5 protein-coding genes and 1 pseudogene are annotated in these 7,625 nt (G+C 74.9%); 3 read left to right on the top strand and 3 right to left on the bottom strand.

Annotation, left to right across the window (positions count from 1 at the left end):
- Positions 1-287: 287 nt before the first annotated feature.
- Positions 288-1,172 (top strand): hypothetical protein, encoded by an 885-nt coding sequence (locus ACFV5N_RS13910; protein WP_385598487.1) that lies wholly within the window; start codon positions 288-290, stop codon positions 1,170-1,172.
- A gap of 195 nt (positions 1,173-1,367) precedes the next feature.
- Here ACFV5N_RS13910 and ACFV5N_RS13905 read toward each other — a convergent pair whose 3' ends face one another.
- The 3 genes from ACFV5N_RS13905 to ACFV5N_RS13895 form a co-directional block, all read right to left on the bottom strand.
- Positions 1,368-3,068, bottom strand: a complete 1,701-nt coding sequence (locus tag ACFV5N_RS13905) for a transporter (protein WP_385598484.1) — start codon at positions 3,066-3,068, stop codon at positions 1,368-1,370.
- Positions 3,065-3,862, bottom strand: coding sequence for an ABC transporter ATP-binding protein (locus ACFV5N_RS13900; RefSeq protein ID WP_385598481.1), 798 nt, complete (start codon positions 3,860-3,862; stop codon positions 3,065-3,067). Before ACFV5N_RS13900 ends, ACFV5N_RS13905 begins: the two co-directional genes overlap by 4 nt.
- A gap of 322 nt (positions 3,863-4,184) precedes the next feature.
- Entirely contained in the window at positions 4,185-4,859 is a 675-nt protein-coding gene (locus tag ACFV5N_RS13895) for a bifunctional DNA primase/polymerase (protein WP_385598479.1), read from the bottom strand.
- A gap of 181 nt (positions 4,860-5,040) precedes the next feature.
- Here ACFV5N_RS13895 and ACFV5N_RS13890 point away from each other — a divergent pair, with 181 nt between their 5' ends.
- Together ACFV5N_RS13890 and ACFV5N_RS13885 are read left to right on the top strand one after the other, a co-directional pair.
- A complete protein-coding gene (locus tag ACFV5N_RS13890; protein WP_385598477.1) occupies positions 5,041-6,477 on the top strand; it encodes a transcriptional regulator in 1,437 nt (478 codons plus the stop codon).
- A 365-nt stretch (positions 6,478-6,842) separates the two neighbouring features.
- A pseudogene (locus tag ACFV5N_RS13885) lies at positions 6,843-7,625 on the top strand (hypothetical protein); the annotation flags it as partial.

Raw genomic sequence — 7,625 nt, 5'->3', positions numbered from 1 at the left:
CCGTGGTTGTTCCTATTACTGTTTTTGGGCCCGGTGGCGGGGGGTGTGTTCGCCCCTTTGCGGCGGTCCGGGGGGGCGCCCCGCCGGCGGGGCGCCCCACCACCCACCCCCCGAGCACGACCCGGAGCCCCGAGCTCTCGGGGTCGTCCCTCCCGTCCTCGTCTTCTTCTCTCCCCGCGGCGGTGGCCGGTTACCCCTGTTCCTCCCTCACTCGAACGATGGATCTTCGCGTCGAACACTAGACTTGCCGAATCTCTTTTCGATGGTGGGGAACATGTGGGGGGCACATGGAGCGGGACAGATGGCGGGCCGCGCTGGCGGCGTCGGTGGCGGGGGCGCTGCTGACGGGATGCGCGCAGACCACGCTCTTCAAGGCGCGCGGTGACCGCCCGGACGGTGGCGAGGTCGTGCTGTCCGAGGCGGCGGCGCGCGAGGAGCAGGACGACCCGGGCGCGGTGGACGAGGACGTTCCGCTGCTCGACCGGACGGCCGACGAGATCCTGCTCAGCGGGATGGAGGCGTCCTTCGGCGCCGAGTCGAAGATCGCCTCTTTCCTCCAGGAGGGCCCCGACGGGGTGGTCGAGCTGGACATGCATTACGACAACGCGGGGCGGTGCACCGGCACGTTCTCGGTACAGGGGCTCGGCGGCTTCGAGATGATCCTGGACGGTGAGCAGGGCTGGTTCAGGGCCGACGGAGAACTGGTCGAGAACCTGGTCGCGCAGGAGCCGGAGCTGGAGGGGGTGATCCGGCAGATCGAGGGCCGGTACCGGCACGTACGGCCCGGCGAGCCCGGCGCGGACGAGATGCTGACGCTGTGCGAGGCCGAGGAGTTCCACGAGGTGACGCAACTCCTCCAGGAGGAGCGCGACAGCGGTTCCGGTACGGCCGCCCCCTCCCTGCTGGAGAAGGGCGCGCTGAGCTTCCACGAGGGCCGTGAGGTCATCACCGTCGAGGGCGGCGACGCCGAGATGTGGGCGAGCGCCCTGGTGGAGACGGGGGACGAGCCGTATCTGCGCTACTGGCTGATCGACGACGCCGACGCGGACGCCGTCACCGAGGTGTGGCTCAGCGATTTCGGCGTGCCGGTCGACATCCAGGTGCCGCCGGACGACCTGGTGTACGGGGCCGACGAACTCCTCTTCGACCTCTTCGGGGAACTGCGGATCTGACCGCCGCATCCCCGCTGGTGCGCGTGCGAACGCGAGCACCCGGGGAACACCGGGGAGCCGGCGGACATGAGCGGACGCGGCACCCGCACGGCGGCCCGGACGGTGGCGGCCCCCGCCGCGGCGGTGGTCCTCCTGCCCGTGGCCGCCCCGGCAGGGGGAGGGGCGGGGCACGGCGGCGCGCCCCGGTCCGTCCGGTCAGGAGCGGCTGACCGCCGCCAGGATCTCCGGCAGCCGGTCCACCGTCCGCGCCGCCGCCAGCCGCAGCCCGGCCCAGGCCACCGCCGCGCCGTACCCGGCGCCCAGCGGCAGGACCACCCACGCCCAGCCGGCCGCCGACGCGTGCAGCCAGACCGTCAGCGCGATCAGCGGCGCGCACACCAGCGCGCTCGCCACCAGCCCGCCCACGACGCCGTACCAGACCAGCGACACCTGCCCGGCGCCCACGTTCCGCATCGCGTTGTCCTGCGGCACCGAGTACGGGAAGAGGACCGAGGCCAGCGCCCCGCAGCCCAGCAGCGCGCCCAGCAGCGCCAGCGAGATGCCGAGCGCGTCCGGCAGCTGCTGCCCGTCGCCCACGACCGCGGCCGCCACCAGCACCACCGTCACCGTGAACGGCACCCCGACCAGCGCGATCGCCAGCATCCGGCCGCGCAGCTCCGCGTACGCGTCCTCGGCCGAGGTGATGGTCTGCGCGACCAGCCAGAAGCCGCTGTAGTCCATGCCGAACTGGTTGTACATCTGCATGCCGAGCAGCCCGGCGCCCCAGCACGCGTGGTACACGGTCGCCGAGCCGGTCGAGGCCCAGATGACCGGGAACAGCAGGCCCATCCCGATGGCCATCGCCCAGCTCATCTTGGCCTTCGGGTCCCGCCACGCGTACCGCAGCGCCCGCTGCGCCACCACCCCGGCCCGCCCGGACGGCAGCAGCCGCTCCCGGACCGTCCCGCCGGAGCCCGTCCGCTCCTTCCCGGCCTCCTGCCCGCCGTCCCCGGCCGGCACCGCGGCGCCTCCCCCGGACTCCGTCCAGGGGGTGCCCCCGGGGGACGTCATCAGCCGGGTCAGCGACCGCTGCCACCACCACAGCAGCAGCCCGAGCGCCGCCACGGTCCCGGCCAGGGCCGCCGCCGCCACGCCGTACGCCCCGGCCGAGACCGCCCGTACCGCCTCGACGGAGGTGGCCGGCGGCAGCCAGCGCGCCACGTCGGCCAGGGTGTGCAGCGGCTCGGCGCTGCGGCCGTCCGCCAGCTTCTGCACCGCCAGATTGACGCCCTGGATGCCCAGCGCGATCACCACACCGGACAGGATCGCCAGATCGCGGCCCTTGCGGCTCGTCAGCAGCCCGGCGTTGGCGGTGGCCACGGCGCGCGAGAGGACCGTGCAGGTGAGCACGGTCAGGGCGGTCGCCGCGACCGCCACCGTGTACCCGGCGGCGCCGCGCGCCGTGCCCAGCGCGGCGCCCGCCACCAGCAGCGTGGTGAAGACCGGGCCGACGCCCACCACCGACGCCACCAGCTGCGCGGTCATCAGGGACCGGGGGCGCAGCGGCAGCATCGCCAGCCGCGCGGGGTCGAGTGTCTCGTCGACGGCACCGAGGAACACCGGCACGAACGCCCAGGACAGCGCGATGAGCGCGACCAGGACGGTGCCGAGGGCCGCGATGTGGCGGCTGCCGCCGAGCGCCAGCAGCCCGGCCAGGCCGAACCCGCCGAACACGGCGGCCACCACCACGGAGGTGAGGAAACCGGCCTTGCGCCCGGTGGTCTGCCGCAGGCCGTTGCGCATCAGCGCGAGCTTGAGGCGGACGAACGTCGCGGTGATGACGGCGGTGTCGCCGTAGGTGCCGCGCGGTGCCGGGGCGGTCGCCGGTGCCGCCCCCGGATCGGTCAGCGTGCTCATCGGTCGCGGTCCCCGCCCAGCCAGTCCAGCCGGTCGTCCGGGCCCGCGCCGGCCCCGGCGCCCACCAGTTCCAGGAACGCGTGCTGGAGCGAGCCGGCCTCGCCCCGTACCTCGGCCAGCGGGCCGTGCGCGCGGATCCGGCCGGTCGCCATGACGGCCACCCAGTCGCACAGCGACTCCACCAGCTCCATCACATGGCTGGAGAAGACGACGGTGGCGCCGGAGGCGGTGTAGCGCTCCAGGACGCCGCGGATGTTCTGGGCCGAGACCGGGTCGACGCCCTCGAACGGCTCGTCCAGGAAGAGGACTTCGGGGTTGTGCAGCAGGGCCGCCGCGAGGCCGATCTTCTTCCGCATGCCGGTGGAGTAGTCGACGATCAGCTTGTTCTGCGCGCCGAGCAGGTCGAGGACGTCCAGCAGCTGGCCGGCCCGCCGCTCGACCTCGGTGGCCGGTATGCCGCGCAGCCGGCCCAGATAGGTGAGCAGTTCGCGGCCGGTGAGCCGTTCGAAGAGCCGCAGCCCCTCGGGCAGGACGCCGATCCTGGACTTGACGTCCACCGGGTCCCGCCACACATCGCGCCCGGCGATCTCCACGGTGCCGGAGTCGGGCCGCAGCAGCCCGGTGATCATGGAGAGGGTGGTGGTCTTCCCCGCCCCGTTCGGGCCCACCAGCCCGATGAACCGCCCCGCGGGCAGGTCGAGATCGATCCCCGAGACCGCTACTTGTTCCCCGAAGGTCTTCCAGAGTGCTCTGACCCGGACCGCGGGCCGGTCCTGATGCCCCGTTTCTGTCATGAACCCACCCTAGGCCGCGTCTGAGAAAGGGCGCCGGTCAGGCCCGCCGCACCCCCGGCCTCCGGCCGGGAGGCGCCCCCATGCGCTTCGCTCAAGGCGGAGGGGCTTCCTCGTAGTGGGCTACTCGGATGCCTCGACAGCTCTGCCTCCCCGGCCGTTCCGGAGCAGAGACGGAGCGAAGCGGAGTGCGGCGAGGTGCCCTGCCTGGGGCACCTCCCCGCCGCCGGACTGGGGGAGCGTCGCGGGCCGGGCGGGATCTCCCGGACCCGGCCTGAGGGGCGGGAAAACGGCCCGCCCCCGTGGTGCCCCGCTCAACCGCAGTTCAGAGCCGGTTGCGGCGCTCCTGCCCGCAGGCGTAGGCGAGGTGCGGCGTCAGCTCGTCCACGTCCGGCAGCCAGCGGTTGGCCTCGGTCGGCCGGCGGACCCAGTGCACCGAGCCCCGGGTGCCGATCCGGGTCGGCGGCGCCGGGACGTACGTGCCCTCGCCCCGTACCACCAGGTCGATCAGCTCGGGCGACCAGCCCTGCTGGCGTACCAGGTCGGGCACCTTCGCGGCGCCGCCCGGCAGCACGAAGAAGTACATGCGGCCCAGCGGGGTGGCGGCCACCGGGCCGAGTCCGGTGCCCAGCCGTTCCATGCGGGCGAGCGCCAGACAGCCGGCCGCCTCCGACACCTCCAGCACGTCGAAGGTGCGCCCGGTGGGCAACAGCACCGACGCGCGCGGCTCCTTGGCCCACATGCGGCGGGCGGAGGTGGCGCTTCCGGTGGCGTGCCCCACCCAGTTGGGGCGCGTCGCGTGCGCCCCCGGCGCATCACAGGCGTCCAGGTCGCACGAACAGCGCGTGACGCCGTCGGCGTATTCGAGCCAGGTGCCCGGCAGAACGTCCCAGTGCCGCTCGTCCGCGTACTGGACCGCGTGATCCAGCATCGAGCCGCCGCGCTGCCGCGGAACGCCAGGGGCCGGAGTAACGCTGATCTTCTCTTCCACGTTGATCACAACTTACCTTCTCCACAGGGGGTAACGGGCGTGCCGTGTCCGGTCGGCGACCCTGCGTGGTGGATGCCGTCCGCATGTGGGGCGCATCGGAGCATCAGTGGGGGCGTACGGGATGGACCCGGCCGGAGCCGGGCATTGATCTTCCCTGGTGCAGGGTGCAGGCCAGCGAGGGAGCCACGTCATGACTGCAAGAACAGTGTCCCCCGGACTGACCCCAGGGTTGCCCCATTCCCGGCAGCCGAACGAGCGTCTGCTGTCGCTGATCCGCGAAGCGGGGTGCTCCAACGCGGGGTTGGCCCGGCGGGTCAATGTGTGTGCCGCCGAGCGCGGCCTCGATTTCCGTTACGACAAGACGTCGGTGGCGCGCTGGATCAGGGGCCAGCAGCCGCGCGGCCGGGCCCCCGACATCATCGCGGAGGCGCTGGGCCGCAAGCTGGGCCGGACGGTGACGGTCGACGAGATCGGCATGGGTACGGCCCGGCAGCTCGCCTCCGCGGTCGGGCTGCACTTCGCGACCGGGCTCGCGGAGGGCGTGGAGCAGGCCGCCGAGCTGTGGCGCTCGGACGTGGCACGGCGCGAGAGCGTCGGCGCGGGCGGGGCCGGCGGGGCGTACGGGACGGGCGGGGCGCATGTGGCGCCGGCCGCGCTGGTGGAGCCCAGCCGGGACTGGCTGATCACACCGGCGGACGCGGAGGTGGCGCGGGCGAGCGGCCCCCGGGTGGGCGCCTCGGACGTGGCGGCGGTGGCCGCGACCACGGCCGCGCTGGTGGATCTCGACCGGCGCTGGGGCGCGGGCCATGTGCGGCCGGTGGTGGTGCACTACCTGAACAGCGTGGTGGCCGGTCTGCTGGCGGGCTCCTACCGCGAGTCGGTGGGCCGCGAACTCTTCGGCGCCGCGGCCCGGCTGACCGAGCTGGCCGGCTACATGGCGGTGGACAGCGGGCTGCCGGGCCTCGCCCAGCGGTACTACATCCAGGCGCTGCGGCTCTCGCAGGCGGCCGGGGACCGGGGCTTCGGCGGCTATGTGCTGGCGGCCGGGATGAGCCATCTCGCGGCCGAACTGGGCAATCCGCGCGAGGTGATCCAGCTGGCGCGGGCGGCCCAGGAGGGCACCCGGGGCCGGTGCGGGGCGCGCGCGGAGTCGATGTTCCTGGCGGCCGAGGCGCGCGGGCACGCGCAGCTCGGCGACGCCGCCGCCAGCCGGCGGGCGGCCGCCCAGGCGGAGAGTGCGCTGGAGCGGGCCGGGGACCCGGCCGGTGATCCGCAGTGGATCCGGCACTTCGACACGGCCTATCTGGCGGACGAACTGGCGCACTGTCACCGGGATCTGGGGCAGGGCGACCGGCTGCGGGAACGGGCCACGCAGGCGCTGGCGGCCCACCCGGAGAGCCGGGCGCGGCGGCGGGCCATCGGGCTGGTGCTGCTGGCGACGGGCCACTTGCAGGAGGGCGAGCTGGAGGCGGCCTGCGCGACGGCGGACCAGGCGGTGACGACGCTCTCGACGCTGCGCTCGGGCCGGGGCGCCGGGTACTTCGAGGACTTCCGGACCCGGCTGGACGCGCACCAGCACGACCCCAGGGTGCGGGACTTCACGCTGCGCTGGGACCTGGCGGGCTGACCGGGGCCGGCCCCCACCGCCGGGGGCCGGCCCCGGCTGACGTACGGCGGGTGCCCCCGGGCGCCCGCCGTACGCGTGGGTGCCCGCCGGACGCCGACGGCGCCGCCGCGGACGGCACCCGGGCCCGGTGCGTCCGGCCGGAACACGCTGCCGACCCGGCCCGGGCGGCGGGCCGGTCGAGTGGGCCGGAGCGGTGCCGCTCCGGCCCCGCCGGACGTGTCCGCCCCCCGCCGCGCGGTTCCGTGGGGTTCGTCACGCCCCGGGTTTCTCAAACCGAGCGGTGCCGGGGGCCGACGCGTGGTGAGGGGCGCCCGTGACCCGGTAGCGTGACCGGCGATCGGCGTTCAGCGAACAGGAGTTCCTTGGTGACCAGCCGCAACGGTCGGGACGATGAAGCCCGCGAGGGCGTGGTGCTGCCCTCGCACCGTCAGCCGTGGGACGACGCGGGCGCGGAGACCGTGACGGCACCGACCGTGGGGCAGCCCTGGGGACAGCCGTGGGGGCCCGAGCAGCGCAACCCGGTGACCGGCCGGCAGACCGGCCACCACCAGCAGCAGCCGTATCCGCCCGGCGAGTCGTCGCAGGCCCCCGCGCCGCGGCAGCAGGGCGGCCGGCACGCCCTGCCGCAGCAGCCCACGCCCCCGATGCCCAGCACCCCGCCGGTCCGCCCCGACGAGGCCGCCACCCAGCTGATACCGCCGATCACGGACGACCACCCCGCCACCCAGATCGTGCCGCAGATCGGGGCGGGCGCCCCGCCCGCCCCGCACCACGAGGCGGCCACCCAGCTGATCCCGCCGGTCCCCGCGGACGACGACCACGCCGCCGCCACCCAGCTGATCCCGCCGGTCGGCGTGGACCACTCGACGACCCCGCTGCGCCGGCTGCCGCAGGGCGCGGCGGACTCCGAGGGCGCCACCCAGCTCATACCGCCGGTCAAGGACGTGGAGTCCACCACCCGGCTGCGCACCGTCACCCCGCCCGCCGGCCGCGGCGGACGGCACGGCAGACCGCCCGCCGCCGCCAAGGCCCCCGACGCGGACCTCGGGGCCACCCAGATGCTGCCGCCGGTCACCGATCTGCCGGAACCGCCCGCGCCGCGCGCCGGCCGCGCCGCCGCCCGTACCCCGGCCGGGCCGCCCCCGGGC

This window comes from Streptomyces sp. NPDC059853, from assembly GCF_042731495.1.
Classification (GTDB): Bacteria; Actinomycetota; Actinomycetes; order Streptomycetales; family Streptomycetaceae; genus Streptomyces.
This window is presented reverse-complemented; position numbering and strand designations above follow the sequence as displayed.